This is a genomic window from Caulobacter henricii (genome assembly GCF_001414055.1).
Taxonomy (GTDB): domain Bacteria; phylum Pseudomonadota; class Alphaproteobacteria; order Caulobacterales; family Caulobacteraceae; genus Caulobacter; species Caulobacter henricii.
In genome coordinates this window covers 822,294-846,159 of sequence record NZ_CP013002.1, presented here as the reverse complement: position 1 = coordinate 846,159, position 23,866 = coordinate 822,294, and the positions used below count along the sequence as shown (strand labels likewise).

Annotated in this window: 31 protein-coding genes and 1 pseudogene; 14 read left to right on the top strand and 18 right to left on the bottom strand. The window is 68.5% G+C overall.

What is annotated here, in order from left to right; translation table 11 throughout:
- Nucleotides 1-17: 17 nt before the first annotated feature.
- From AQ619_RS03985 to AQ619_RS03955, 7 genes are all read right to left on the bottom strand, one after another.
- Nucleotides 18-539 (bottom strand): hypothetical protein, encoded by a 522-nt coding sequence (locus AQ619_RS03985; protein ID WP_062144576.1) that lies wholly within the window; start codon nt 537-539, stop codon nt 18-20.
- Nucleotides 536-718, bottom strand: coding sequence for a phage tail assembly chaperone (locus AQ619_RS03980; RefSeq protein WP_062144573.1), 183 nt, complete (start codon nt 716-718; stop codon nt 536-538). The genes AQ619_RS03985 and AQ619_RS03980 overlap by 4 nt, the downstream gene beginning before the upstream one ends.
- Nucleotides 715-990: a GTA-gp10 family protein gene (locus tag AQ619_RS03975; RefSeq protein ID WP_062144570.1), complete on the bottom strand. Its 276-nt coding sequence runs from the start codon at nt 988-990 to the stop codon at nt 715-717. Before AQ619_RS03975 ends, AQ619_RS03980 begins: the two co-directional genes overlap by 4 nt.
- 143 nt (nt 991-1,133) lie before the next feature.
- Complete coding sequence (locus AQ619_RS03970) at nt 1,134-1,550, bottom strand: phage major tail protein, TP901-1 family (RefSeq protein ID WP_062144568.1); 417 nt, start codon at nt 1,548-1,550, stop codon at nt 1,134-1,136.
- A gap of 15 nt (nt 1,551-1,565) precedes the next feature.
- Nucleotides 1,566-1,955 (bottom strand): DUF3168 domain-containing protein, encoded by a 390-nt coding sequence (locus AQ619_RS18985; RefSeq protein ID WP_062144566.1) that lies wholly within the window; start codon nt 1,953-1,955, stop codon nt 1,566-1,568.
- Nucleotides 1,952-2,221 carry a head-tail connector protein gene (locus AQ619_RS18980; RefSeq protein WP_062144564.1) on the bottom strand — a complete coding sequence of 90 codons (270 nt, stop codon included), beginning with the start codon at nt 2,219-2,221 and terminating at the stop codon, nt 1,952-1,954. Before AQ619_RS18980 ends, AQ619_RS18985 begins: the two co-directional genes overlap by 4 nt.
- Before the next feature lie 176 nt (nt 2,222-2,397).
- Nucleotides 2,398-3,624 (bottom strand): phage major capsid protein, encoded by a 1,227-nt coding sequence (locus AQ619_RS03955; protein ID WP_062144562.1) that lies wholly within the window; start codon nt 3,622-3,624, stop codon nt 2,398-2,400.
- A 180-nt stretch (nt 3,625-3,804) separates the two neighbouring features.
- Between AQ619_RS03955 and AQ619_RS03950 the strand changes: the two genes are divergently transcribed.
- Complete coding sequence (locus tag AQ619_RS03950) at nt 3,805-4,161, top strand: bleomycin resistance protein (RefSeq protein WP_062151255.1); 357 nt, start codon at nt 3,805-3,807, stop codon at nt 4,159-4,161.
- A gap of 86 nt (nt 4,162-4,247) precedes the next feature.
- Nucleotides 4,248-5,192, top strand: coding sequence for a sialate O-acetylesterase (locus AQ619_RS03945; protein WP_062144560.1), 945 nt, complete (start codon nt 4,248-4,250; stop codon nt 5,190-5,192).
- On the opposite strand, the gene AQ619_RS03940 is transcribed toward AQ619_RS03945, so the two are convergent.
- The 3 genes and pseudogenes from AQ619_RS03940 to AQ619_RS03930 all read right to left on the bottom strand — a co-directional run bounded on the left by AQ619_RS03940 (nt 5,189) and on the right by AQ619_RS03930 (nt 7,497).
- Nucleotides 5,189-5,614 (bottom strand): HK97 family phage prohead protease, encoded by a 426-nt coding sequence (locus AQ619_RS03940; RefSeq protein ID WP_062144557.1) that lies wholly within the window; start codon nt 5,612-5,614, stop codon nt 5,189-5,191. The two genes, AQ619_RS03945 and AQ619_RS03940, sit on opposite strands and share 4 nt — an antisense overlap.
- Nucleotides 5,615-5,834: 220 nt before the next feature.
- Nucleotides 5,835-6,071, bottom strand: a complete 237-nt coding sequence (locus AQ619_RS03935) for a hypothetical protein (protein ID WP_062144554.1) — start codon at nt 6,069-6,071, stop codon at nt 5,835-5,837.
- 146 nt (nt 6,072-6,217) lie between these two features.
- Nucleotides 6,218-7,497 (bottom strand): annotated as a pseudogene (locus tag AQ619_RS03930) (phage portal protein).
- Here AQ619_RS03930 and AQ619_RS03925 point away from each other — a divergent pair.
- Entirely contained in the window at nt 7,496-7,939 is a 444-nt protein-coding gene (locus AQ619_RS03925; protein WP_062144548.1) for an endonuclease domain-containing protein, read from the top strand. The pseudogene AQ619_RS03930 and the gene AQ619_RS03925 overlap by 2 nt on opposite strands.
- A 24-nt stretch (nt 7,940-7,963) precedes the next feature.
- Here AQ619_RS03925 and AQ619_RS03920 read toward each other — a convergent pair whose 3' ends face one another.
- From AQ619_RS03920 to AQ619_RS03915, 3 genes are all read right to left on the bottom strand, one after another.
- Entirely contained in the window at nt 7,964-9,241 is a 1,278-nt protein-coding gene (locus AQ619_RS03920; protein WP_236849532.1) for a DNA-packaging protein, read from the bottom strand.
- Nucleotides 9,132-9,500: a hypothetical protein gene (locus AQ619_RS19310; RefSeq protein WP_236849531.1), complete on the bottom strand. Its 369-nt coding sequence runs from the start codon at nt 9,498-9,500 to the stop codon at nt 9,132-9,134. The genes AQ619_RS03920 and AQ619_RS19310 overlap by 110 nt, the downstream gene beginning before the upstream one ends.
- 368 nt (nt 9,501-9,868) lie before the next feature.
- Nucleotides 9,869-10,357, bottom strand: coding sequence for a YcgN family cysteine cluster protein (locus AQ619_RS03915; protein WP_062144545.1), 489 nt, complete (start codon nt 10,355-10,357; stop codon nt 9,869-9,871).
- A 54-nt stretch (nt 10,358-10,411) separates the two neighbouring features.
- Between AQ619_RS03915 and pbpC the strand changes: the two genes are divergently transcribed.
- Nucleotides 10,412-12,607: a multimodular transpeptidase-transglycosylase PbpC gene (gene pbpC / locus AQ619_RS03910; protein WP_062144542.1), complete on the top strand. Its 2,196-nt coding sequence runs from the start codon at nt 10,412-10,414 to the stop codon at nt 12,605-12,607.
- 76 nt (nt 12,608-12,683) lie between these two features.
- The gene (locus AQ619_RS03905) at nt 12,684-13,451 is read left to right on the top strand and encodes an SDR family oxidoreductase (RefSeq protein ID WP_062144538.1); all 768 of its coding nucleotides are present in this window, start codon (nt 12,684-12,686) and stop codon (nt 13,449-13,451) included.
- 14 nt (nt 13,452-13,465) lie between these two features.
- Here AQ619_RS03905 and AQ619_RS03900 read toward each other — a convergent pair whose 3' ends face one another.
- On the bottom strand, nt 13,466-14,344 hold the full coding sequence (locus AQ619_RS03900) for an oxygenase MpaB family protein (protein ID WP_062144535.1): 879 nt from the start codon (nt 14,342-14,344) through the stop codon (nt 13,466-13,468).
- Nucleotides 14,345-14,441: 97 nt separating this feature from the next.
- Here AQ619_RS03900 and rutB point away from each other — a divergent pair, with 97 nt between their 5' ends.
- The 4 genes from rutB to rutA all read left to right on the top strand — a co-directional run bounded on the left by rutB (nt 14,442) and on the right by rutA (nt 17,674).
- Nucleotides 14,442-15,182 (top strand): pyrimidine utilization protein B, encoded by a 741-nt coding sequence (rutB, locus tag AQ619_RS03895; protein ID WP_269465178.1) that lies wholly within the window; start codon nt 14,442-14,444, stop codon nt 15,180-15,182.
- A 61-nt stretch (nt 15,183-15,243) separates the two neighbouring features.
- A complete protein-coding gene (gene rutC, locus AQ619_RS03890) occupies nt 15,244-15,633 on the top strand; it encodes a pyrimidine utilization protein C (RefSeq protein WP_062144532.1) in 390 nt (129 codons plus the stop codon).
- A 3-nt stretch (nt 15,634-15,636) separates the two neighbouring features.
- Nucleotides 15,637-16,443, top strand: a complete 807-nt coding sequence (rutD, locus tag AQ619_RS03885; protein WP_062144529.1) for a pyrimidine utilization protein D — start codon at nt 15,637-15,639, stop codon at nt 16,441-16,443.
- Nucleotides 16,444-16,615: 172 nt separating this feature from the next.
- Nucleotides 16,616-17,674, top strand: coding sequence for a pyrimidine utilization protein A (gene rutA / locus AQ619_RS03880; RefSeq protein WP_062144526.1), 1,059 nt, complete (start codon nt 16,616-16,618; stop codon nt 17,672-17,674).
- Nucleotides 17,675-17,802: 128 nt separating this feature from the next.
- Here rutA and AQ619_RS03875 read toward each other — a convergent pair whose 3' ends face one another.
- On the bottom strand, nt 17,803-18,294 hold the full coding sequence (locus AQ619_RS03875) for an FKBP-type peptidyl-prolyl cis-trans isomerase (RefSeq protein WP_062144523.1): 492 nt from the start codon (nt 18,292-18,294) through the stop codon (nt 17,803-17,805).
- Nucleotides 18,295-18,553: 259 nt separating this feature from the next.
- Here AQ619_RS03875 and AQ619_RS19450 point away from each other — a divergent pair, with 259 nt between their 5' ends.
- The gene (locus AQ619_RS19450; RefSeq protein WP_257720838.1) at nt 18,554-18,685 is read left to right on the top strand and encodes a hypothetical protein; all 132 of its coding nucleotides are present in this window, start codon (nt 18,554-18,556) and stop codon (nt 18,683-18,685) included.
- Nucleotides 18,686-18,716: 31 nt separating this feature from the next.
- Here the strand turns inward: AQ619_RS19450 and AQ619_RS03870 are convergent, their stop codons facing one another.
- A complete protein-coding gene (locus AQ619_RS03870) occupies nt 18,717-19,046 on the bottom strand; it encodes a hypothetical protein (protein ID WP_062144520.1) in 330 nt (109 codons plus the stop codon).
- 103 nt (nt 19,047-19,149) lie between these two features.
- On the opposite strand from AQ619_RS03870, the gene AQ619_RS03865 reads away from it, so the two are divergent.
- The 3 genes from AQ619_RS03865 (at nt 19,150) to AQ619_RS03855 (ending at nt 20,909) form a co-directional block, all read left to right on the top strand.
- Complete coding sequence (locus AQ619_RS03865) at nt 19,150-19,602, top strand: MaoC family dehydratase (RefSeq protein ID WP_062144517.1); 453 nt, start codon at nt 19,150-19,152, stop codon at nt 19,600-19,602.
- Nucleotides 19,603-19,678: 76 nt separating this feature from the next.
- Entirely contained in the window at nt 19,679-20,428 is a 750-nt protein-coding gene (locus tag AQ619_RS03860) for a DUF1353 domain-containing protein (RefSeq protein WP_062144514.1), read from the top strand.
- 124 nt (nt 20,429-20,552) lie between these two features.
- On the top strand, nt 20,553-20,909 hold the full coding sequence (locus AQ619_RS03855; RefSeq protein WP_062144511.1) for a response regulator: 357 nt from the start codon (nt 20,553-20,555) through the stop codon (nt 20,907-20,909).
- Nucleotides 20,910-20,922: 13 nt separating this feature from the next.
- Here the strand turns inward: AQ619_RS03855 and AQ619_RS03850 are convergent, their stop codons facing one another.
- Both AQ619_RS03850 and AQ619_RS03845 read right to left on the bottom strand, forming a co-directional pair.
- Nucleotides 20,923-21,390, bottom strand: coding sequence for an SAM-dependent methyltransferase (locus tag AQ619_RS03850; protein ID WP_062144508.1), 468 nt, complete (start codon nt 21,388-21,390; stop codon nt 20,923-20,925).
- Between the two features lie 131 nt (nt 21,391-21,521).
- The gene (locus tag AQ619_RS03845) at nt 21,522-22,043 is read right to left on the bottom strand and encodes a SixA phosphatase family protein (RefSeq protein WP_062144506.1); all 522 of its coding nucleotides are present in this window, start codon (nt 22,041-22,043) and stop codon (nt 21,522-21,524) included.
- A 124-nt stretch (nt 22,044-22,167) separates the two neighbouring features.
- Between AQ619_RS03845 and AQ619_RS03840 the strand changes: the two genes are divergently transcribed.
- Nucleotides 22,168-23,766, top strand: coding sequence for a GH35 family beta-galactosidase (locus tag AQ619_RS03840; protein ID WP_062144503.1), 1,599 nt, complete (start codon nt 22,168-22,170; stop codon nt 23,764-23,766).
- Nucleotides 23,767-23,866 lie beyond the last annotated feature (100 nt).

The following is a 23,866-nucleotide window of genomic DNA, read 5'->3' as shown; positions in this document are numbered from 1 at the left end:
GGGGGCAAGTCTCAGGACTAAAGCCCCCTCGCCCCCAGACTCACCGCCCGGGCGAGGGCCTGGGCCAGCTGGGCATCCGAACGGGCCAGGCCCGCCCAGTCTCCGCCCTGCACATTGACCGTCACCGACACCCCGCCGCCTGACAGGGGCTCCACCGAACCGGCCCCGGCCGGGCGAAACACCTCCGGGCCCCGCTCGCCGACCAGATAGGCCCCGCCCGGCAGCACAGGACCGCCCTCGGCCCGGGTCCCGGCGAAACTGCCAGACACCGCGCCCGAAAGGGCCTGGGCCAATCCCCCGCCCCTGATCGCCGCGCCGGCGGCCCCGATCACCGCCCGCGCCAGCTCGGCCAGCGAGACTTCGCCGTCCGCGGCCGCCTGGGCCAGGGACCTGGCCAGGCTGGAACCGGCCCGGGCAAAGGCCTCGTCGATCGACCGCGCGGCCCGCTCGGCCGGAGCCTTCAGGGCCTCCAGAGAGGCCGAGGCCTCGGCGGCCCGGGCCGGGACGGAGGCCAGGCCCTCAAGGTCGAAATCGCTCATGGCGGGGTCTCCTCATCGGGAAAGCGGGCCATCAGGGCCTCCAGTCCCGGCCGGGTCAGGCCGGGTGCCGGCGCGGTCGCCGTCAGCATCCGCCACTCGCGCAGGGACAGCCGCCAGAAGGCCTCGGGCGGGATCTGCAGCGACACGGCCAGCCGCAGGGCCTGGCTCCAGCCGGTCATGCGGCGGCCGCCAGGGCCGCCGCCACGGCGGCGACGGCTTCGGGCACGGTGACGGCCCCCAGATCGGCCGGCTCGCCCACGATCAGGGCCGCCAGCACAGCCATCAGCTCGCGCGCCGACAGGGTCTCCATCCGGGCCGGCAGGTCGCGCCAGTCGGTGAGGTTCAGAGCGGCCTCGATCCGGGCCAGGGCCCCGAGGGTCAGGCACAGACAGTGGGAGTTTCCGGCGAGGTCGACGATGACTTCGCCGCGGGCGGGGTTGGGGGGTGTCATTTGGGGGGGATCTCCATTGAAGACTCGCCCCCTCCGCGCTCACGCGCTCCTCCCCCGGAGGGGGAAGATGAAGGGCAGCGATCTCATCTTTCCCCTCCGGGGGAGGAGCGCCGAAGGCGCGGAGGGGGCCTGTGTCAGCCGCTCTAGATCGCCGTGAACGTCACCGCCCCCGCCGAGGCCAGGCTCAGGGCGAAGGCCGCCTCGCCGTCGTGGTCGCCGGCATAGTCCAGGGCGGCCACCAAGAAGGGCCCCTCCAACTGGCCGAAATCGGGGATCACCAGCCGCCAGATGCGGGCCGACTGGTCGAAGAAGCTCTGGCGCACCTGGGCGTCGGAGGCGGCGTCGCGGAACACGCCGGCCCCTGACACCGCGCAGGTCCGCACCCCGGCCCCGGCCAGCAGCTCGCGCCAGCGGCCGGCGCTGTCGCTGTCCGTGGTGTCGATGGTCCGGGCATTGAGACTGAGGGTCCGGGTCCGCAGGCCGGCGACCGTCACGAAGGTCGGGGTCGGGGCCCCGTCGCTGATCTTCAGCAGGATATCCTTGCCGGCTTGAGCGGCCATGGGTGGGCTCCGTTTCTAGAGGGGCTCGGTCACCGCCCGCACGCGGACGATGCCGAGGGTCAGTTCGCGGTCGGCGGCGGGGAAGACGTCGGCATAGGCGACGCGCAGATTGACCAGCCGGCGGCCGGCAATGGTCGGGCGGGCGTCGTGGATCACGGCGCGGACGGCGGCGACCACCGCCCTCGCCTCTTCGGGGCCACCGAACCGCGAGACACAGGTCAGGGTCAGCAGGTGCTCGACCACTTCGCCCTCGACGATGCGGCTCTCGGTGCGGCTGACGGCCAGGCAGGGATAGGTCGGCACCCGCGGGGCGCGGGCATAGACTCTTTGACCGAGGATGGCGGTGACGGCGGGCGCTGCCCTGAGGGCGGCGACGAGACCGTCGGCGAGGGCTTGATCGCTCACAGGCGGACCTTTCGGTAGGGGGCCAGCCACGGTTCGACCAGGGCAAAGGGCAGCTCGGCCCCGTCCCTGTGCTCATGGGCGTGGGCGACCAGGGTCAGGACCGCCAGCCGCAGCGGGGCCGGGCTGGCGGGGGTGAGGGTCAGGCCGGTCGCCGCAGCGACCCGGGCCTCGGCGGCCTCGATCAGCAGGCTGACCGTGGTGTCTTCCGAAGCGTCGGCCACGCGCAGAAAGGCGCGCGCCTCGCTCAGGGTGAGGGCGTTGGGCATGGGATGGGGGCTCGAACTGTCCTTCTCCCCTTGCGGGAGAAGGTGTCGGCAAGGCCGACGGATGAGGGGTCGCGCGGCGCTGGGAGGGGGTCACGAAGCAGGCCGGATAGGTCGCGCAGACCCCTCATCCGACCTGCATCGCAGGCCACCTTCTCCCGCAAGGGGAGAAGGAAACCCTAGCTGACCGCGAACTTCAGCAGCTTCACCGCATCAAAGTTCTGCACCCCGCCGCCGACGCGCTTGGTGGTGTAGAAGAGGACGTGCGGCTTGGCCGAATAGGGGTCGCGCAGGACCCGCACCCCGGCGCGGTCGACGATCAGATAGCCCTTCTCGAAGTCGCCGAAGGCGATGGCGAGCGCATTGGCCGCCACATCGGGCATGGCCTCGATCTCGGTGACCGGGAAGCCCAGCAGGCTCGCCGACTGGCCCGGCTGCAGGGCCGCGTTCCAGATATAGTTGCCTTGCGCGTCCTTGAACTTGCGCACCGCGCTGACCGTGCGGCGGTTGAGCACGAAGCGGCCGTTCTGGCGGTACTGGCTCCTGGTCGCATAGATCAAGTCGATCAGCTTGTCGGTCGGATTGCTCGCCGCAAAACCGCCGGCCACGCCGGTGGCCACATAGCCGACCTGGCCCCAAGTGTAGGACGCGTCCGGTGCGGCGGTGTAGGCCAGCAGGCCCTTGGGCTTGTTGACCCCGTCACCCGAGACGAAGGCACTGGTCTCCTGGGCAGCGAAGGCATCCTGCACTTCTTCCGCCAGCCACTCGTCGATACTGACATAGGCGTCGTCGAGCAGGGCCTGGGTGGCGGCGGGGCTGGCATAGAGCTCACCGGCCGGGAAATCGATCACGTCCAGGGTCGGGGCCGTGGTCTCGGGCCGGGCGGCGGTCTCGGCCACCCAGGCGGCGGCCAGGCCCGTGGGCGAGACCGGCTTGCGGAAGGTGCCGGCGCTGATCGTGCGGACCTGGCAGATCTCGCGCATCGGGCTGGTGGCCGCCAGGCGACGCAGGATGGCCCGCTCCAGCTCGGGCGGGGCCACATAGCCGCCGGCCGTGGCCACGCCTTCCGACAGACCCTTGGCCTCCAGCAGGAGGGCCGGGGTCTCGCCGGTCTTCACATAGCGCTCGAAGGCGGCCTTGCGCTCGTCGACCCGAGCCAGCGGCGCGTCGCCGGCGAGGGACGGCCGCCGGGCCTCGGCCAGCATCCGGTCCAGCCGGTCCTGGGCGCGGGTGACGGCCTCGTCGATGCGGCCGACCTTCTCCTCCAGCAGCACGTCGGCCCGCTTGGTCTCCAGGGCCGCCAGCCTCTGGTCATTGGCGGCCTTGAAGCCCTCAAAGGCGGCCAGCACCTCATGCAGCATGGCACGCGCCTCCGGCGTGGCCGGGGCCTGTTTGGTCTCTTTCATGGGGGTCTCCGGTTTTGGATGGGTAGCTGCTCCCCCTCCGGGGGAGCTGTCGGCGGAGCCGACTGAGGGGGCCATCTGGGCGAACGCCGCGCTGCCCCCTCCGGCCCTTCCGGGCCACCTCCCCCTCTGGGGGGAGGATCTCTGTTGCGCCGCCTCGCCACATCGGGCGAAGCTGCGCCCATGACCGACCACGCCACGCCGAACCTGCCGTCGCGCGACTTCGAGACCACCGCCCGCTTCTATGCGGCCCTCGGGTTTGAGGCCTCGTGGCGCGACGCCGGCTGGATGATCCTCGAGCGCGGATCGCTGACTCTGGAATTCTTTCCCTATCCGGACCTCGACCCGGCCCAGAGTTCGTTCGGCTGCTGCCTGAGGCTGGACGACCTCGACGGCTTCTATGCGGTGTGCAAGGCGACCGGCCTGCCCGAGACCACGCTCGGCTGGCCCCGCCTGCACCCGCCCCGCGACATGGGCCCGATCATCATGGCCGCCCTGATCGACCCGGACGGGACGCTGGTGCGGCTGATCGCCAACTGAATCCCGCACCGCCGGGCCCTGATTGACAGGCCCGGCGAAAGGCCGGCTCCTGCTGCAGCCGTTCAGGCCGCGCCGGAGTTTCGACCATGTTTCGCCCCCTGATCCGACGGACCTGTCTGGCCCTGGCCGCCGCCGCAGCCCTGGCCACCCCGCTGCAGGCCCAGACCGCAAGCCCCGCCCCGACGGTCTACAAGGTCTGGTTCCTCGGCGGGCAGTCCAACATGGAAGGCTTTGGCTTCACCGCCGAGCTCCCCGCCGCCCTGCGCGGCCCGGTGCCCGGGGTGATGATCTTCAACGGCCAGGCCCTGTCGGACGGACAGGCCGGAGGAGGCCTTGGTCTGTGGGCCCCGCTGTCGCCGGGCTTCGGGACCGGCTTCAGTACCGACGGCCAGCGCAACAGCCTGTCCGACCGCTTCGGCCCTGAGCTGACATTTGGCCGTCGCCTCGCCGAGCGCGGGGCCTTGCCGGTGGCCCTGGTCAAGTTCGCGCGCGGCGGCTCCAGCCTGATGGCCGGGGTCTCGGGCTTCGGCACCTGGAACCCCTCCTCGGCCGAGGGCAATGGCCGCAACCAGTATGACAGCGCCCTGACCACGATCCGGACTGCGCTCGAGACCCGCGACATCGACGGCGACGGCCGCCCCGACCGCCTGGAACCGGCCGGGATCATCTGGATGCAGGGCGAGGCCGACGCCTATCAGCGGGCCGATGCGGCGGCCGCCTACCCGGCCAATCTCGACCGCCTGATGGGCCTGCTGCGCGCCGCCCTGCGGGTGGACGACCTGCCCGTGGTGATCGGCCGGATCGCCGATTCCGGGGCCGGCCCGAACGGCCTGCTGATGACCTACAGCCCGCAGGTCCAGAAGGCCCAGGCCGACTGGGTCGCCGCCGACCGCTGCGCCGCCCTGGTCTCGGTGACGAAGGACTTCCAATTCCTGCCCGACCACTGGCACTATCTGACGGCCAACTATGTGACCCTCGGCACCGCCTTCGCCGACGCCGCCCTCGACCTCCAGACCCGCTGCGCGCCCTAGGGGACGGCAGGGGCGACAACCTGCAACCGCGCCCCCGGCAGCATCGGAAAGGTCACCACCGACACCTCCCAGAGGTCCACCCGCGTCAGTACCCGCAGGGGCCCGTCCTGGCGCGCCTTGAGCTGGCGAAAGCCGATCGAGAGCCCGTCCAGGGCCCCGGCTTCCACGAGCGCCGCGACCAGCCTTCCCCGGGGCGTCGCGCGTAAAATCCGTCCCCGGACGAACAGGCCGCGCGCGTCCTCGACGATCTCGTCCCAGACGCCGATCGGCTCGGCGTCATCGTGCTGGTGCAGCATCTTGACCCCCGCCGCCCCGGTCTCGGCCAGGCTGTCGGCAAAGGCCCCGGCGGCGGTGACGTCGTCATTGAGGTCGCGGGTCCAGAACAGCGAGGCGTGGCCTTCGATGGGCAGGTCGTCAGTCATGGGGGGTCCTTTTGTTGGCGGACTTGCCCCCTCCGGGCCGGAGCCTGTCCTCGGGCGCGCGGTTCGCGCGACCCGGGGGGCCCTCCTCCCCCGGAGGGGGAAGATGATCCCATCTGCCCCCGTGCTCCCCTTCGGGGGAGCTGTCGGCGAAGCCGACTGAGGGGGTCGGGGGGCGGACGACCGGCGCAGCCGGTCAGGTGGGGGCGAGTGACGGGATCGCTCAGTCCAGCTTGGCCTCGATGCGGTCCAGGGCGGCGCGCGTGGCGGCGGCCTGTTCCTCGAGCCGGGCCAGGCGTTCGGCGACCGGGGTCTGGGCGTCGAGGCGGGTGCGCATCTCGTCGATCCGGGCCGAGGCGCGGCCGGCCCACAGCAGGGCGGCGGCGGCCTGGAGGATCAGGGTGACGATCAGGGCGAGCGGAACCTGACGGTCCAGCCGCCAGGGGGTGGGGGTGGTCATGGTCTGAATCCTATTGGGCACCTGCCCCCTACGGACCGCTTCGCGGTCGTCTTCCCCCGGAGGGGGAAGATGGGGACAGCGGATGTCATCTTCCCCCTGAAAGGGGGAGGACGGCTGCGCAGCAGCCCGGAGGGGGCCCTGCTGAGTCAGCCGTCCAGCCCCGCCAGCCTTCGCCGCTCGTCCGGCGTCAGGAAGCTGGCCGCCTCCAGCCGGGCCCAGAGGGCGTCGCGTTCGGTCGAGAGGGCGGGGACGGCGTCGAGGTCGGGGGCGATGCGGGTGCCGGGGAATTTGGCGCCCAGCCAGGCGGTCAGGGCGCGGGCCGCCCGCTCGGACAGGGGCACCACGGTGTGGCGCCAGAAGGCGGCATTGGCCTCGCGGTAATTGGCATAGGTCGCGTCCCCGGGGATGCCGAGCAGCTGCGGCGGCACCCCGAAGGCCAGGGCGATCTCGCGGGCGGCGGCATGCTTGCCGTCGGTGAAGTCCATCTCGGCCGGGGTCAGGGACATGGGCCGCCAGTCGAGCCCGCCCTCCAGCAGCAGGGGTCGGCCCGCATTCAGGGCACCGGAATGAACCCCGGCCAGCTCGGCCTTCAGCCGGTCGAACTGTTCCTCCGACAGCCGGTCGCCGGCGTCGCGATGGGCATAGACCAGGGCCCCGGACGGCCGGGCCGAATTGTCGAGCAGGGCCTTGTTCCAGGCGCTGGAGGCATTGTGCACATCAATGGCAAAGGCCGCGGCCTCGAGGGGCGACAGGCCATAATGGTCGCTGGTCGGGTTGAAGAGCTTCAGGTGCAGCACCGGCAGCCAGCCGCCGGCGTCGCGCCCGATCCGCACGCTGCGCCCGCCGGCCTGGTAGTCATAGGCCAGGGGCCAGCCGCGCGGACCGGGCACCAGGGTCATGCGGTCGGGCCGCAGGGCATAGAGTTCGGCCGGCTGGTCGCCCTCCCCCGCCGCCTCCAGATAGGCATTGCCGGCGGTCTGCAGGTTGCCGAAAAAGGCCTCCATCAGGTCGGGCCCGCCCTGTTCGGGATTGGGCCTGTGCAGCAGGCGCTGCAGCGGATGGTCGGGGGCGCGCTTGCCGTGGTGAAACACCACGAGCGGCGTGGCGGCGGCAGCCTCGGCGATCATCCGCACACAGCGATAGGCCACCGGGTTCCTGGCAAAGCCCTCACTGGCCAGGGCGGCATAGTCCCGCGGCGTCCACTGCGGTCGCCCGCCGGTCGTCAGGGCGATCAGTCGGGCGGCGCGGGAGTCCTTCTGCTCTCGCCCGGACTGGGGCGGACGGGGTTTTCGGAACAGGGGCATGGGGCGCTCCGGTTGAGAACAAATGGGGAACATGTTAGGGTTGCGGGTGGCGCGACCCAGCTCCTCCCCCTTTGGGGGAGGTGGCCCAGAGGGCCGGAGGGGGCAGCGCGGGAGGCCGAAATGGAAGCTCCGCTACCAACGCGACTGAACGCTCAGCGCATGCGGCGTGAACTCATCCTGCCCGAGGTCTTGCTGTGGTTGTGTCTGAAAGGTCGTCGACTGAATGGTCTGCACTTTCGCAAACAGCACCCCATGGGGCCTTACATTCTGGACTTCTACTGTGCCGGTCAAAGGCTCGCGGTTGAAGTGGATGGCGAAAACCACGCTCTGGATGATCGACCTGAGAGGGATGCGATCCGGGACGCCTGGTTTACGGCGGTTGGAATAAGAACACTGCGTCTACTCGCGCGGGACGTCTTGGCTTCGCCTGAAGGGGCGGCCTTGAGCATTCTGGAGTACCTCGGCGATGGCCCCCTCCGGCCCTCTGGGCCACCTCCCCCTGAGGGGGAGGAGCTATACAGAGTCGATGCTCCCCCTCAGGGGGAGGTGTCGCGGAGCGACTGAGAGTATCAGCGCCAGCCCGCCAGACTAAAGCCCCCGCACCCTCGGCACCCGCTCCACCCCCAGCATCAGCTCGCTGACCGCCCAGACCAGGGCATCGGCGCGGTCGGGGCTGTGGGTCAGGTCGGTGGTGCCGAGGGCCATCAATTCCTCCTCCAGGGCCGTGAAGGCGCCGCAGTGAACTACGCGGCCCTGCTCATAGAGGGCGGCCACCGGCTCGGCGCGGGCGCGTTTGGCCAGGGTGGCCCGGACCAGTTTCACCGCGCAGGGCGGATCGGCCTGGGCCAGGACCACGCGAACCATGTCGCCGCCCTGGTTGGCCTCGGCGACCAGGGCCTGGGCTGAGAAGTCCCGGGCGGCCTCCACGGCGCGGCGGGCCCAGCCATGCGGCGACAGGCCCTTGGCCGAGCGGTCGGCCAGCACGAAGGCGCGGCCGTCGACCCGTCCCACCACCACGATCCCGCAGGCATCGCCGCCGGCCGTGGCCGGAGGGTCGACCGCCACCACCACCCGATCGAACTGCGCGGGGACGGCCCCGCGACAGCGGGCCAGGTCATCGGCCCGGAACAGGCCGCCCTCGTCCTCGACAATGACCCCGTCCAGCTCCTGGGCCGCCAGACGGGTGCCGCCATAGAGGCCCCGCAGGGTCGAGAGAAAGGCCGGGGCCAGGTTGTCGGCATTGGCCGCCGTACCGGCCCGGGTCATCGCGACACCGGGCTCGGCGATCAGGGTCTTCAGGGCCCGGATCGGCCGGGGCGTGGTGGTGATCACCAGCCGGGGATCCTCGCCCAGCCTCAGGCCAAACCGCAGCATGGCCAGGGTCTCGGCCGGTTTGGACCAGGCGCAGAACTCGTCGGCCCAGGCGGCGTGGAACTGCGGGCCGCGCAGGCTGTCTGGGTCCTCGGCCGAGAAGGCATGGGCGACGGCGCCATTGGGCCAGATCAGCCGCTTGCGGGAAGTTTCCCATCGCGGCGGAAAGGCGGGCCCGCTCATGGCGCGCAGCCCCGAGGGGCCGTCGATCATCACCTCCCGCACATCGTGAAGCGTCGCCCCGACCAGGGCCAGATGGGGATAGGCCAGGGCCTGCCAGACCATCCAGCGGGCCCCGGCAAAGGTCTTGCCCGCCCCGCGTCCGCCCAGCAGCAGCCAGGTGGACCATTCGTCGGGCTCGGGCGGGTGCTGGTGCCGCGCGGATTCAGCCAGACAGACGCTGAGGAGCGCCTGCTGTTCCTCGTGGCTCAGGCACGCAATGGCCTTGAGCAGGGTCGCGCCCCTCTCGGCGCTTGAGCTCGATAAGGTCAGCAATGCCGCCGATCTTGGCGACAAGAGCGGCCTGAAGCTCGGCAGGATCGTCGGGAATGTCGTCATGCATCGGGGCCTCCTCCTCAGGTGCCGGTTCGGCGGGTCTTCGGGCTTCAGGCTTGTCTTCCGGGACCATGACCACGATGGCCCGCGTGGTGCGGGCATGGGTGCCATAGGTCTCCGCCTTGCGTTTGGACAGGACCACGACGGCGACCTCGGTCGCCGTCCGGGTGATGTCCCACTCGCTGTCCATTTCCCTCATGAGCCGGTCCTGGTGCATCTCGCCCCATTCCCGAACTCTCTCGCGTCTTCCGGCCATGACACAAAGATACGGGAGCAGCGGGCGCCTCTGATCCAGGGGCGCGAGAAAGTTGCAGGGTGTTGATTTTGCTGGGTTCCAGGCGCGGAACGCCGGGGATCGAGGGCAGCCAATCCCCATAGTGGGGGCGGCGGCACGGGGGTGCCGGACGCCGGGAGCCTGTGGATAACTTCAGGGGGCGGCGCACTGGCCCCCTACGGGCTGCTGCGCAGCCGTCTTCCCCCGGAGGGGGAAGATGAAGCGCGCCGACCCCATCTTCCCCCTACGGGGGAGGAGCGCGTCAGCGCGGAGGGGGCGAGTGTTGGTCCCCCCTAGCCCTCGTCCGGATCGTAGAATTCGTCCCCGCGGTCCTTCATCAGGTCCAGGGCCACGAAGTCCATGGCGTCTTCGGCGTCCTCGAAGGCCAGCTCGGTCACGGTCTGGTCGCGGACCGAAATGCCCTGCTTGTGGGTGCTGTCGGGGTCGCCGGTGACCAGGGGGTGCCACTGGGGCAGGGTCTTGCCCTCATGCAGGCGGCGATAGGCGCAGGAGGGGGGCATCCACTCCAGGTCCTCGATATTGTATGGGGTCAGTTTGATGCAGTCGGGCACGGTCTTGCGGCGGTTCGCATAGTCCTTGCAGCTGCAAAGATGCTCATCAAACAGCTGGCAGTGCACACGCGTGGGGATGACCTCGCCGGTATCTTCGTCTTCGAAGCGAACCAGGCAGCAAAGACCGCAGCCGTCGCATAGACTCTCCCACTCGGGGACGGTCATTTGCTGCAGGGATTTCGTCTCCCAGAAAGGTTTGCGCGCCATCATGCGGGCGTCCTAAACCGGATTTAGGCTGAGACCAAACAGGGCCGTATCGAAACCGTGAACGACTGGACGCTTCCCCCGTACCGTTTCGAAGAAGGCGGCCGTCCTCCGCAGAAGCCGGAGGCGACCTTTGGCGCGTCGCCCCCGCCGCCGCCACCGCCGCCCGAAGACCCGTTCCGCCTGTCTCCGGACCCTGCGCCTCAGCCTCCGGCCGCGCACGAGCCCGAGCTCCCGCCGGAAGAGCCGTTCCGCGCCGATCTCGCCCATCAGAAGGCCCGCAAGAAGGCCAAACGCTTCGGCTGGGTCTGGAAGACCCTGCTGGTCGGCCTGCTGCTGGGCATCCTGACCGCTGGCGCCGGGGCCGGCTATGTGTGGTGGAAATACCTGCGCGACACGCCGAAACTGCCGACCCGCGAGGCCCTGTTCGCGGTCAATCGCGCGCCGGGCATCCGCTTCGAGGACAAGAACGGCCAGGTCATCGCCACCCGCGGCCCGCGCTATGGCGAGCGGATCACCCTGGCCACCGTCCCCAACTATGTGCCCCTGGCCTTCATGGCCGCCGAGGACCGGCGGTTCTACCAGCACGGGCCGATCGACCTGCGCGGCATAGCCCGCGCCGCCGTGGTCAACTGGAAGGCCGGCCGCACCGTCCAGGGGGCCTCGACCCTCAGCCAGCAGCTGGCCAAGGGCCTGTTCCTGACGCCTGACCGCACGGTCAAGCGCAAGCTGCAGGAAATGCTCATGGCCCATGAGCTGGAAAAGGTCCTGACCAAGGACGAGGTGCTGGAGCTGTACCTCAACCGGGTGTTCTTCGGGGCCAATACCTTCGGGGTCGACGGCGCCAGCCGGACCTATTTCGGCAAGCCCGCCAGCCAGCTCACCCTGTCGGAAGCCGCCTTGCTGGCCTCCCTGCCCAAGGCCCCCTCGCGCCTGGCCCTGACCCGCGACATGAGCGGAGCCCTGGCCCGCTCGCGCCTGGTCCTGGCCAATATGCGCAAGGAAGGCTGGATCACCGCCGAACAGGAAAGCCGCGCCCTCGACGACACCCCGCGCCTGTCGCCCCTGGCCGTGCAGGACGAGGGCAATTACGGCTGGGTGCTGGATTTTGCCACCAGCGAGGCCGTGCGCATCGCCGGCCAGAACGCCCCCGATCTGGTGGTCCGCCTGACCATCGATCCGGGCCTGCAGAAGCTGGGCTCAGAGACCGTGCGCCAGGCCATAGCCTTTGACGGCGAACGGGCCGGGGCCAGCCAGGCGGCCCTGCTGTCCCTGTCGGCCGACGGCGCGATCCGGGCCATGGTCGGCGGCACCGACTATATCGAAAGCCCCTTCAACCGCGCCGTCCAGGCCCGCCGCCAGCCGGGCTCGACCTTCAAGCCCTTCATCTATGCCGCCGCCCTCGACAAGGGCGTGCTGCCGACCGACATCCGCATCGACGGCCCGGTCAAGTTCGGCGACTGGGAACCGGGAAACTATGGCGGCGGCTATCGCGGTCCGATGACCGTGGAACAGGCCCTGGTCAATTCGACCAATACGATCGCCGTGAAACTGGGCCAGGAAGCCGGCGGTCCGGCGATCGGCGAACTGGTCCGGCGCTTTGGCATCACCAGCCTGCCCCCCAGCCCGGATCTTTCGGTGGCGCTTGGGTCGTATGAAGTAAGCCTGCTGCAACTGACCTCGGGCTTCCAGGTGTTCCAGCAGGGCGGCAACCGGATCGAACCCTATGTGATCGAGAGCATCGTCACCCAGGGCGGCAACCCGATCTTTGCCCGTCAGGGCCCATCGACGCCCCTGGCCGTCTATGACGTCGCCCGGGCCTCGATGATGGTTAAGATGATGAAGAAGGTCGTCACCGAAGGCACCGCCAAGCGCGCCGCCTTCGGCCGTCCGGCAGCCGGCAAGACCGGCACCAGCCAGAACTGGCGCGACGCCTGGTTCGTGGGCTTCACACCCGACTATGTCACCGGGGTCTGGGTCGGCAACGACAACGACAAGCCGATGAACAAGGTGGTCGGCGGCGACATCCCGGCCAGCATATGGCGACGGTTCATGCTCAGCGCCCACCAGAACCTGGCCGTGCGCGACTTCCCCTGGCTGTTGCCCGATCCGGCCCCGGAGAGTGAACCCGACCCCCGCAACGGCTATTACGAGACCCTGGCGGCCGAGTTTGGCCGCGTGGCCTCGGAACTGGAGGCAGCCGCCGTCGCCCCGCCGGGGCCAGAACAGCCCGGTCCGGACAACCTGCCCTACTGACGGGGCGACGCAACGGCGCCCTCGACAACCTGCCCTCGCCTCGCCACGGTCGCGCCAGACTGCGGGGAGACAGAGCATGACCGACCAGACCCTTGCCGGCCGTATTGTGCTGGTGACCGGAGCCTCGTCCGGCATTGGGGCCCACCTGGCCCTGGCGGCCGCCCAAGCGGGGGCCGGCGTGGCCCTGGCGGCGCGGCGCACCGACCGTCTGGCGGATCTGGTCGGCCAGATCCAGGCGGCCGGCGGCAAGGCCCTGGCCGTGGCCATGGATGTCGAGGACGAGGCCTCGGTGATCGCGGCCTATGACGCCGTCGAGGCGGGTCTGGGGACCCCGGACGCGGTGATCGCCAATGCCGGGATCAGCATCCAGGGCTCGGCCCTCGACATCGCCATCGACGACTTCGACAAGGTGCTGGCGGTCAATACCCGCGGCATGTTCCTGACCGCCCGCGAGGGGGCCCGACGGATGATTGCGGCGGGATCACCGGCCAGCGGCCGTGGCCGGGTGCTGCTGGTCGCCTCGATCGGGGCCCATACCGTCCTGCCCGGCCTGACGCCCTACTGCACCTCCAAGGCGGGAACGGCGATGATGGGCAAGAGTCTGGCTCGCGAATGGGCGCGCAAGGGGATCAACGTCAATGTCCTCTGCCCCGGCTATATCCGCACCGAGCTGAACAGCGACTGGTTCGACCAGGAAGGCGGTCAGAAGCTGGTGGCCAGTTTTCCGCGCAAGCGCCTGATGGCCGAAAGCGACCTGGCGCCCATGGCCCTGCACCTCTGTTCGGACGCCTCGGCCACCATCACCGGCGGGGTGTTCACGGTGGATGACGGCCAGTCGCTTTAGAGCTTTCGGGGCGCTCAGCGCCTCCGGTACAGCCAGTCCCCCGGCAACCCCATCCGCAGACAGGCATCGCCGGGCGGCGCACCCGGCAAGGGAAGGCGGTCGGCCAGGCCCGCCGCCAGCCGGATCATGGGCAGTTCCATCGGTCTCGGCAGCCATTCCGCACCCAGGCCGAGCACCTCACGCACTTCCGCCGGAACCAGCCCCACCGCCGCCCGGATCAGGGGGCGTTGCAGCAGGCTGACGGGCCCCGGCGCGATCTTCGTTTGCCGCATCAGGGTCAGGAACTCCAGCACGATATCCGAGGCCTCCAGACGGGGCAGCATGGCCGCCAGCTGGGCCTCCCAAGCCGCCCGCGAGGTCGGTGCGCCGGTTGCTCCATAGCGCCGAGCGGCCGGCTGGGCCTCGGCATAGAACCGGTCCTTTTCGGCGGCCCCCAGAGGCGAGACCAGGGCGCTATAGGCTTCCAGAAAGCCGAAACTGGCCGTGGCCTGCACCCAGTCCAGCAGCGCCACATCCGAGGCGCGATAGGCCTCTCCGCCGGGAGTCACCCCCGCCACCCGGGCATGCTGGCGGCCGATTCCGGCGATCATGGTCTCGGCAACCGACCGCGCGCCATAGACGGTGACCATGGCCGCCAGCCCTGTCCGCTTCAGCCGGGTCAGGGGATCGCTGCGAAAGCTGGAATGCTCCCAGACGCCGGTGCGCACACGGGGCTCGGCCAGTTCCAGAATGACCGCCGTCACCCCGCCGACGAACAGGGCGACCGGGTTCTTGAACACGCGCCAGGACACCGAATCAGGCGCGGCCAGGGCCGGTTCACCGACCGGCGCGCTGAAGTCGATGCGCGGCCCGCCGGGGGTTTCGATGAGGTTTCGAACGGATCGCGACAGCATGGCCCCTAATCGCTCCGCCCGGGCTTGACGAACAGGTTGCAGGGGGTCGTCATCATCTGCCCGATCTCGCTGCGCAGTGCGCCCAGGATGGTATGGCATGGCTTTCGAACCCGACAAGACCGGTGCACGGATCGCGCCCCTGTCGCCCGAGGCGATCATGCTGCCGGCCAGGCCCGAGCCGATCCCGGTCGATCCCAGATCCACGGCCGTGATCGTCATCGACATGCAGAACGCCTATGCCTCGCCCGGCGGCTATCTGGATCTGGCCGGGTTCGACATCAGCGGCGCGGCCGCGGTGATCGAGCAGATCCAGGCCGTCCTGCCCGTGGCCCGTGCGGCCGGAATGCAGGTGATCTTTTTCCAGAACGGTTGGGACGACCAGTATGTCGAGGCCGGCGGCCCCGGCTCGCCCAACTGGTGGAAGTCCAACGCCCTGAAGACCATGCGCGCCAGGCCCGAACTGCAGGGCAAGCTGCTGGCCCGCGGCCAGTGGGACTATGAGCTGGTCGATGCCCTGAGGCCCGAACCGGGCGACATCTGCCTGCACAAGACCCGCTATAGCGGCTTCTTCAACAGCCAGCTGGACAGCGTCCTGCGGGCCCGTGGCATCCGCCATCTGGTCTTTGTCGGCATCGCCACCAATGTCTGCGTCGAGTCGACCCTGAGGGACGGCTTCATGCTGGAATATTTCGGAACCGTGCTGGAGGACGCCACCCATCAGGCTGGTCCCGACTTCGTGCAGAAGGCGGCCCTGTTCAACATCGAGACCTTCTTCGGCTGGGTCTCGACCGTCGCGGACTTCAAGGGAGCCTTCGGACAGCTGGCCCCGACCGCATAAGCACCGCTCTCCCCTGCCTTCGCCGGGGAGAGCGGGTTTGAAGAGCAAGAGGACACGAACTATGCCCAAGACCGTCATCACCCCGCCCGGCACGGGAACCCCGATCGCCCCCTTCTCGCCCGGCACCCTGGCCGACGGGATTGTCTATGTCTCGGGCACCCTGGCCTTCGACAAGGACAACAATGTCGCCCATGTCGGCGATGCCGAGGCCCAGACCCGGCAGGTGCTGGAGACCATCAAGTCGGTCATCGAGACCGCCGGCGGCACGATGGACGACGTGACCATGAACCACATCTTCCTCAAGGACTGGGCCGACTACCAGACCATCAACAAGGTCTATGCCGAGTACTTCCCGGGCGAGAAGCCGGCCCGTTACTGCATCCAGTGCGGCCTGGTGCGGCCCGACTTCCTGGTCGAGATCGCCAGCGTCGCCCATATCGGCAAGCGCTAGCCGATGATCGTCTCGGGCACGGTCGACGGCCTGTATTATGAACTGCACGGCGGCCCCATCGCCGGGCGTGAGGTCGTGCTGCTGTCCTCGGGCCTGGGCGGCTCGGGTGCCTTCTGGGCACCGCAGATGGACGCCCTACTCGCGAAGTACCCGGTCGTCCTGTACGACCACCGGGGCACGGGCCGCAGCGTCCGGCAGCTGACCCAGCCGCACTCGGTGCAGGCCATGGCCGACGACATCGTCAAGGTGATGGACGCCCTGGGCCTGGCCCGCGCCCATCTCGTCGGCCATGCCGCGGGCGGTAATGCGGGGCTGGCCCTGGCGCTGTCGCACCCCGACCGGTTGGCCAAACTGGTGGTGGTTAATGGCTGGTCGCGGCCTGATCCGCACATCAAACGCTGTTTCGACACGCGGATCTGCCTGCTCAAGAACAGCGGGATCGAGGCCTATGTCCACGCCCAGCCGATCTTCCTCTATCCGGCGACATGGCTGTCGGAGAACCATGACCGGCTGCAGGCCGAGGAACCACACCACGTGGCCGGCTTCCCGCCAGAAGAGGTGATGCTGGCCCGGATCCAGGCCCTGCTCGACTTCGACATCGACGACCGCCTTGGCGAGATTCTGCATCCGGTTCTGGTCAGTGCCAGCGCCGACGACATGCTGGTCCCCGTCGGCTGCTCCATGCGCCTGGCCGAAGGCCTGCCCAACGGCCAGCTGGAGGTCGCCCCCTGGGGCGGGCACGGATTCACGGTCACCGATCCGGAGACCTTCAATGCGGCCTTGCTGGGCTTTCTGGAGGGGGGCGGATGATCGCTCGCCTCCGATCCCGCTCTCCCCGGCGAAAGCCGGGGCCCAGATCAAACCCGCAGCCTCTCGGATCCGGATCGGTCGCAAGGCGCGAACACCCCAAACACTCAGGATGAATCTGGGCCCCGGCTTTCGCCGGGGAGAGCGGATTTAGCAAGCCCAAGGAACCCCACCCATGCAGGTCGGCGTCTTCATTCCCATCGGCAACAATGGCTGGCTCATCTCCGAGACCTCGCCGCAATACAGGCCCAGTTTCGAACTCAACAAGGAGATCACCCTCAAGGCCGAGAAGTACGGCTTCGACTTCGCGCTCTCGATGATCAAACTCCGCGGGTTTGGGGGGAAGACCCAGTTCTGGGAGCACAATCTGGAGAGTTTCACCCTGATGGCGGGCCTGGCGGCCGTGACGACCAAGATCAAGATCTTCGCGACCGTCGCCACCCTGACCATCCCACCGGCCATCGCCGCGCGGATGGCCTCGACCATCGACTCCATCGCCCCGGGCCGTTTCGGCCTCAACCTGGTCACCGGCTGGCAGAAGGCCGAGTACAGCCAGATGGGCCTGTGGCCCGGCGAGGCCCACTATACCGACCGCTACAACTACCTGGCCGAATACACGACCGTGCTGAAGGACCTGCTGGAGACCGGCGTCAGCGACTTCAAGGGCCAGTACTTCCAGATGGATGACTGCCGGGTCAGCCCGCACCCGAAAGAGACCAAGCTGATCTGCGCGGGCTCATCCAATGAGGGCCTGGCCTTCACCGCGCAATATGCCGACTACAGCTTTGCCCTCGGCAAGGGCGTCAACACCCCGACGGCCTTCGGCTCGGTCAATGACCGCCTGAAAGCCGCCGCCGACAAGACCGGCCGGGATGTCGCCAGCTTCCTTCTGTTCATGATCATCGCCGACGAAACCGACGAGAAGGCCATGGCCAAATGGCAGCTCTATCGCGACGGGGCCGACCAGGAAGCCCTGGCCTGGCTGACCCAGCAGGCGGCTCCCAATGCCCAGGCAGGGGCCACGACCAACACCACCCAGCTGGCCGCGCCGGAATCGGCCGTCAACCTGAACATGGGCACCCTGGTCGGGTCCTATGAAAGCGTGGCGCGGATGCTGGACGAGGTCGCGGCGGTTCCGGGCACAGCCGGGGTCCTGCTGACCTTCGATGACTTCGTGCAGGGGGTCGAGGATTTCGGCACGAGGATCCAGCCGCTGATGACGAGCCGGAACTAGGCTGGGTAGATCCCCCCCCCATTGGGGGAGGTGGCCCAGAGGGCCGGAGGGGGCAACGCGGCCTAAGGCCAAATGGCCCCCTCAGTCGCTCCGCGACAGCTCCCCCAGAGGGGAGCAGCTATCCGCCTTTAATCCACCGCCAGCATGCCCAGAAGCTGCAGGCGGAACGTCATCACACTGCCGGCGGGAATCGGGCCGACGTCGCGGTCGCCATAGCCCAAGGCCGGCGGCACATAGAGGATCCATTCGTCGCCGACCTTCATCAGGGGCAGCGCTTCGAGCCAGGCCTGGACCAGGCCCTCCAGCGGCATGATCGCCGCCTGCTTGCGCTCGAACGAGCTGTCGAAGACCGTGCCGTCCAGGAGCTTGCCTTCGTAGTGCACCTTGATCAGGTCACCCGACTTGGGCGACGGGCCCGTTTTGGGGCCCGAGGTCAGGACCTTGTACTGCAGCCCCGACGGGAGAACGACCACCCCCGGAGCCTTGGCGTTGGTCGCCAGAAAGGCATCGCCGGCGGTCATGGCGGGACGGCTGGCTGGTGGCGCGGCAGGGGTCTGGGCGGAGGCCATTCCTCCTGCAACAAGCGCCAAACCAAGGGTCAAACAGGCAAAGCGAAGCATTCGAAGTCCTGAACAAGAAATTTTTTTCTACGCCTGAGAATAGGCCCTCTAAAGGCCAAGGCAAGCAAGTTTTACAAAAAACCTAGATATATCAATTATTTAACCTAGAAATTCGCCCGCCGGGCGAATTCGGATAACATGTTCGATCTGATTTCACGCCCTTATGTCGAGATTGTGACCCCTGTTAACCAAGTTTTAAGATCCTACTTGGGTCATGATCGTAATTGACCAGCATCAAGGCTGGATAGGGAGGTTCGACATGCCCAGACACACCGGCGCCTGCGCCGCCCAGCGCCACTGGTGGCAGCGCTATCCGATGTTCGCCCTGGCCGCCGGCTGGGTGATGATCGGGGCCGTGATGTTGGCCGGCGTCTCGCAGCTGCGCATCTAGTCTCCCGGCACCACCGGGTCGCTCCAGCGCGTCACCCGCCGGTCGAATCCACCACAATGGTTATGGTCTTGCCGCGCGAGTGCGGATCCCATCCGGCCGCGATGGCCGAAGCGATGGCCTTGGCGACCAGGGCCGTTGCGATATGGGCCGGCTTCAGCAGCGGGGCCCCATAACGCGGCTCCGGCCCTGCCGGGAACTCCATGACAACCTCGCGCTGGGCCTCCTTGTGCCGCGCGGCGATGGCCACGCCATGCCTGACCGCAGAGTCGCTTGACCAGCCCGGCTGGCGATGCAGCCGCCAGACATAGGGCTCGCCCTCGACCACGATATCGAATTCCGGGCTTTGCTTGGTTCTTGCCATAGCCGGGTGTTAACCCGGCAGACGCGTCCAGACCACCCACCCCTGTCGCCTGACGGTCGCATTTTCGCTGGCCTTGCAGCCACATGACCGCTAACCGCGCGTTATGATCCAACCTCATCCCTCTGGCGGCTACATCCTCGACGAGCTTGTGGTCGGCATGGTCGCCGAAAAGCTGGTCGTCGTCACCGAAGAGCGTATCGCGCGGTTTGCCGAAGCGTCCGACGACTTCAACCCCGTCCACATGGACGAGGCCTTCGCCTCACGGACCGCCTATCGCGGCCGTATCGCCCATGGCCTGCTGTCGGCCTCGTTCGGTTCGGCCGTGGTCGGCACCATACTGCCCGGGGCCGGCGCGATCTATCTGGGCCAGACCCTGGCCTTCCACAGGCCCGTGCGGATCGGCGACACGGTTTCAGCCCGGGTCACGGTGGCGGCGATCGACGAGGCCGGCGCACGGGTGGTCCTGCGCTGCGAGGCCTATGTCGGCGACGACCTGGTCATGGACGGCGATGCCACCGTCCGCGTGCCACGCCGCCGCCGCCCCGCCAGGGCCTGACTCAACCGCGCGAAGGTGCCGCCTCGAAAGCGCCATCGAAGCAGTGCTATAGGCTCTCCCTCACCTCCCCTGCCCGATGACCGTCTTGCGCCCGCTCAGAACTCCTCTCCTTGCCATCGCCGCCCTGGTATCGACCCTGACAGTCGCCGGCTGCGCCACCCAGACCCATGAGACGGTCTATATCCCGGTGGTCGCCCCCACACCGCCGAGTTCGCTGACGCCCCAGCCCGTCGTGCTGTTCAACCAGACCAAGGCCGGCCGCAAGCTGTTCACCCTGGACGCCGAGTTCCCCTATTGCGACGTCGAGACCGGCAAGGTCATCGTCGTCCCGCGCTGGTATGTCACCGACTTCGCCAGCGTGCCCTGGTACGGCCAGGGCTTTGTCGATCCCCAGGGCCCGACGGCCCGCGCCGCCATCGTCCATGACTGGCTCTATGCCGTGGGCGAACCGGGCAAGCGCGAGGAGGCCGACGCCATCTTCCTGCGGGCCATGCTCCGCTATGGCGTGCCCAGTTTCCAGGCCAACATCGCCTATCAGGCGGTCCGGACCGGTGGGGAAAAGGGCTATGGCCTGCCCGGCGACTGGTGGTTCGTCGACCCCAAGCGGCAGGAGATGCGGCAGCCTCAGCCCTTCCCCAAGCCTCGCACCGGTGCCGTGCGGGTCATGCCGCGATGCCAGGGCTTCTCCGCCCTGATCCAGTCCGGCTGGCGGGCCTATCCGATCAAGGCCCCCACGGTCTATGTGCCGCCCCCCGTGGTGGTGACCAAGACGCCTCTCGATCAGGTCAAGCAAAGCCTGCCCTGGGGTGGCGACCGGAAGAAGTAACGCGCTGCGGTGACCTTAAGCCGCAGTCCCTGAAGGCGATTGAGGCCCGCCGACCGCTTGTCGGGACCGGGAATCATTCGGCCATGTGATCCTGGGGACTGCGCGAATTGGGTTGCTTGAAAACATGTTGCGTCACGCTTTGATCATCGAAGACGAAATCCTGATCGCCCTGGAAGTCGAGGTCCTGCTTCGCGACCAGGGTTTCACCTCGATCGACGTGGCGGACAATGCCCGCGACGCGCTCGACCTGGCCCTTCGCCACAGGCCAGACCTGATCACGGCCGATTACCGCATTGTCGGCGGCACCGGCGTGGATGCGGTCTCGGCGATCATGGCCCATCTGGGACCCATTCCGGTGGTCTATGTCACCGGCAATGCCGCCTCGGTCTCAAGCGGCGGCAGCAACCAGGTGGTCGAAAAGCCTGTTTCGCCGACCCGGCTGGCCCGGGCCTGCCAGGTCGCCACCCAATCAGCCGCTTGAGCCGCCTCAGCCCCTACCAGTAGCCCGCCATGATCTCGGCGGCCCAGGGCGGCTGGCGCAGGGGTTCACGCGGCAGGAAGCCCTGCATGGCGGGCTTGATGTCGAGGACCGGTGTGCCGTCCACGGCGTCCAGCCCCTCGACCTCGACCGACAGCCCCTTCACGCTGATGAGCCTGCAGGTGCAGAGGCCCAGCCGGTTTGGCCGGTTCTTGCCGCGCTGGGCAAAGATCCCGACCAGGGGCCAGTCCGGGCGACCGCGCGGCCGCCGCGCGCCGAACTCGATCTTATCATCCGGCACCCGATCGAAGACGAAGATGACCTCGATATGGGAAAAGTCCTCAAGCCCGGCCAGCGCCTCGGCGGAAAAGCGATCCGGGTCGAGCTCGAGGGTCGCCCGGCTGCCGCCCCAGTCGTCATCGATGACCTCGGCGCGACCGCCCCGCACATGGGCTATGGGCACAAGATTGATCTGATCCACCATGACGTCCTCCAGGCGCCGCGCCCAGGGCACACAGGGTCAAGGGCGGTCGCGACAGATCCGGAGGGTCGGCCAAGCCTTTTGCCTTGGCAAGTCAGATCGCATTCGGTGCCGCGCAGGAATCCCTTGCCCCGTCAGCACGCCGCCGTTGGTGCGCCATAGCGCGTATGGATCACCGTCGGCGGCGCTGTGCCGTGCAGATGGATGACGGTCATCTTGTCGTAGTCGCAGTCGGTAATCGCCTCGGGAGCGGGGTCGCCGAGGGCCCTGGCGATATTGCCGACCGTGTTGCTGTGACCCACGATCAGCACCGTGGCCTCGACCGGCACCGCGCGGGCCAGATCGGCCACCCGGCCGGCATGGGCCTGATCGCCGCCGTCAAAGGGCACGGCCACAGGCTCGATCCCGGCAGCCTGGGCAGTGGGCTGACCCGTCTGGCCCGTACGCTTGAGCGGCGTCACCAGCACCCGGACAACCTGTCCACCCGAGAGCGCCTGGGCCAGGGCCTGGGCCCGCACTTGACCGGCCGGCGACAGGTCCGGGTCACCGCTAGGCGCGGCCTTTTCGGCGTGGCGGACGATGACCACCGTCTGGGCCAGGCCCGGCGAAGCCGCCAGGAGGGGAACGAGGGCGAGAGCGACGATGCGACGGATCATCCCGGCAGCCTAGCATGGGTGCCCTTGCCGGCAAGCGGAGCGCAGCGCGACCAGGCGCCCGAAATCCAGGCCCGATGCGGTTCCGGATTGATCTTACAAGTCCAATGCAGTCATCTGACCACTCATGCGCACCCTGCTCCAAACCTCCAAGTTCCACCTCGTTGCCCTCGCCCTGGCCGCCGCAGTTTTCGCCGGCCCGATCCGGGCCGAAGAGATCCCCCGCCTGGCCTCGCAGGGCGATGCGACCCAGTTGCTGGTCGACGGCAAGCCGTTCCTGATCCTGGGCGGAGAGCTGGGCAATTCCACGGCCTCAAGCCTGCCCTATCTGGAAAAGCAGTGGCCCACCCTCAAGGCTCTGGGGCTCAACACTGTTCTAGCCCCGGTCGAATGGGACCAGATCGAGCCCGAGGAGGGGCGCTTCGACGTCACTGTGCTCGACGGGGTGATCGCCCAGGCCCGTGCCCATGACACCCGGCTGGTCCTGTTGTGGTTCGGCGCCTGGAAGAACAGCATGTCGACCTATGCGCCGGCCTGGGTGAAACGCGACGGCAAGCGCTTCCCCCTGGCGCGCTCGGCCGAGGGCAAGGTCCAGGAGATCCTCTCGCCCGCCAGCCCGGCGACCCTGGCCGCCGACACCAAAGCCTTCGTGGCCTTGATGACCCACCTGAAGGCAGTGGATGGCGACCAGCGGACAGTAATCATGATCCAGGTCGAGAACGAGATCGGCATGCTGCCCTCGGCCCGGGATCACTCACCTCTGGCGGAGGCCGAGTTCCGCAAACCTGTGCCGGCCGCCGTTCTAAAGGCCCTTGGAAAGACGGAGGGGGGAAAGACCGGCTCGGGCAGCTGGGAGCAGGTGTTCGGCAAGAGCGACGCGACCGACGAGCTGTGGCAGGCCTGGTCTTTCGGGCGCTTTGTCGAAGGGCTGGCGAGCGCGGGCCAGAAGGCCTACCCGCTGCCGATGTATGTCAATGCGGCGCTGAACAAGCCCTGCGTCGCCCCGGGCGGCTATCCCAGCGCCGGGCCGCTGCCCCACCTCTATGAGATCTGGAAGGCGGCGGCACCGTCGGTGTTCCAGGCCCCCGACATCTACTATCCCGACTTCACCCATTGGGCGGCCCGGTATGACCGGCCGGGCAATCCCCTGTTCCTCCCGGAGGCGGACCGGGCGGGCAAGGCCGAGGCTCCGGCCAATGCCTTCTGGGCGATCGGCGAGCATGACGCCATCGGCTTTTCGCCCTTCGCGATCGAGACCGTGAGCGACCCGTCTGCCAATCCGCTCGCCGGGGCCTATCGACTGCTCCGCGAACTGACCCCGACGATCCTGGCGCACCAGGGCAAGGGCGTGATGCGCGGCTTCCGCCCACCGGTCAGCTTCGAGGGCGTGGTCGATGCGGCACCGCAGAGCGTGGCAATGGGCGACTGGACGCTGAAGGTCTCGTTCGTCGACCCCTGGACACCGAAGGACAGGCAGGCCTTCGAGACCCATGGGGGTCTGGTGATCCGCCTGTCTGACGACGAGTTTCTCGTCGCCGGTTCGGGCCTCACCCTGACCTTCGGAGACGGCGTAGGCCTTGAAAAGGTAACCGAGGGCCATTTCGTCGACGGCCGGTGGGTCGAAGGTCGCTGGCTGAATGGCGACGAGACCCACCAGGGCCGGCACGTCCGGCTGGAGCCGCGCCGGTTCCAGATCCAGAGGGTGAAGCTTTATCGGTACAATTAGCTCCTCCCCCTAAGAGGGAGGTGGCCCAAAGGGGCCGGAGGGGGCCAGCTCGGCTAAGGCCGCAAATGCCCCCTCAGTCACTCTGTGACAGCTCCCCCGA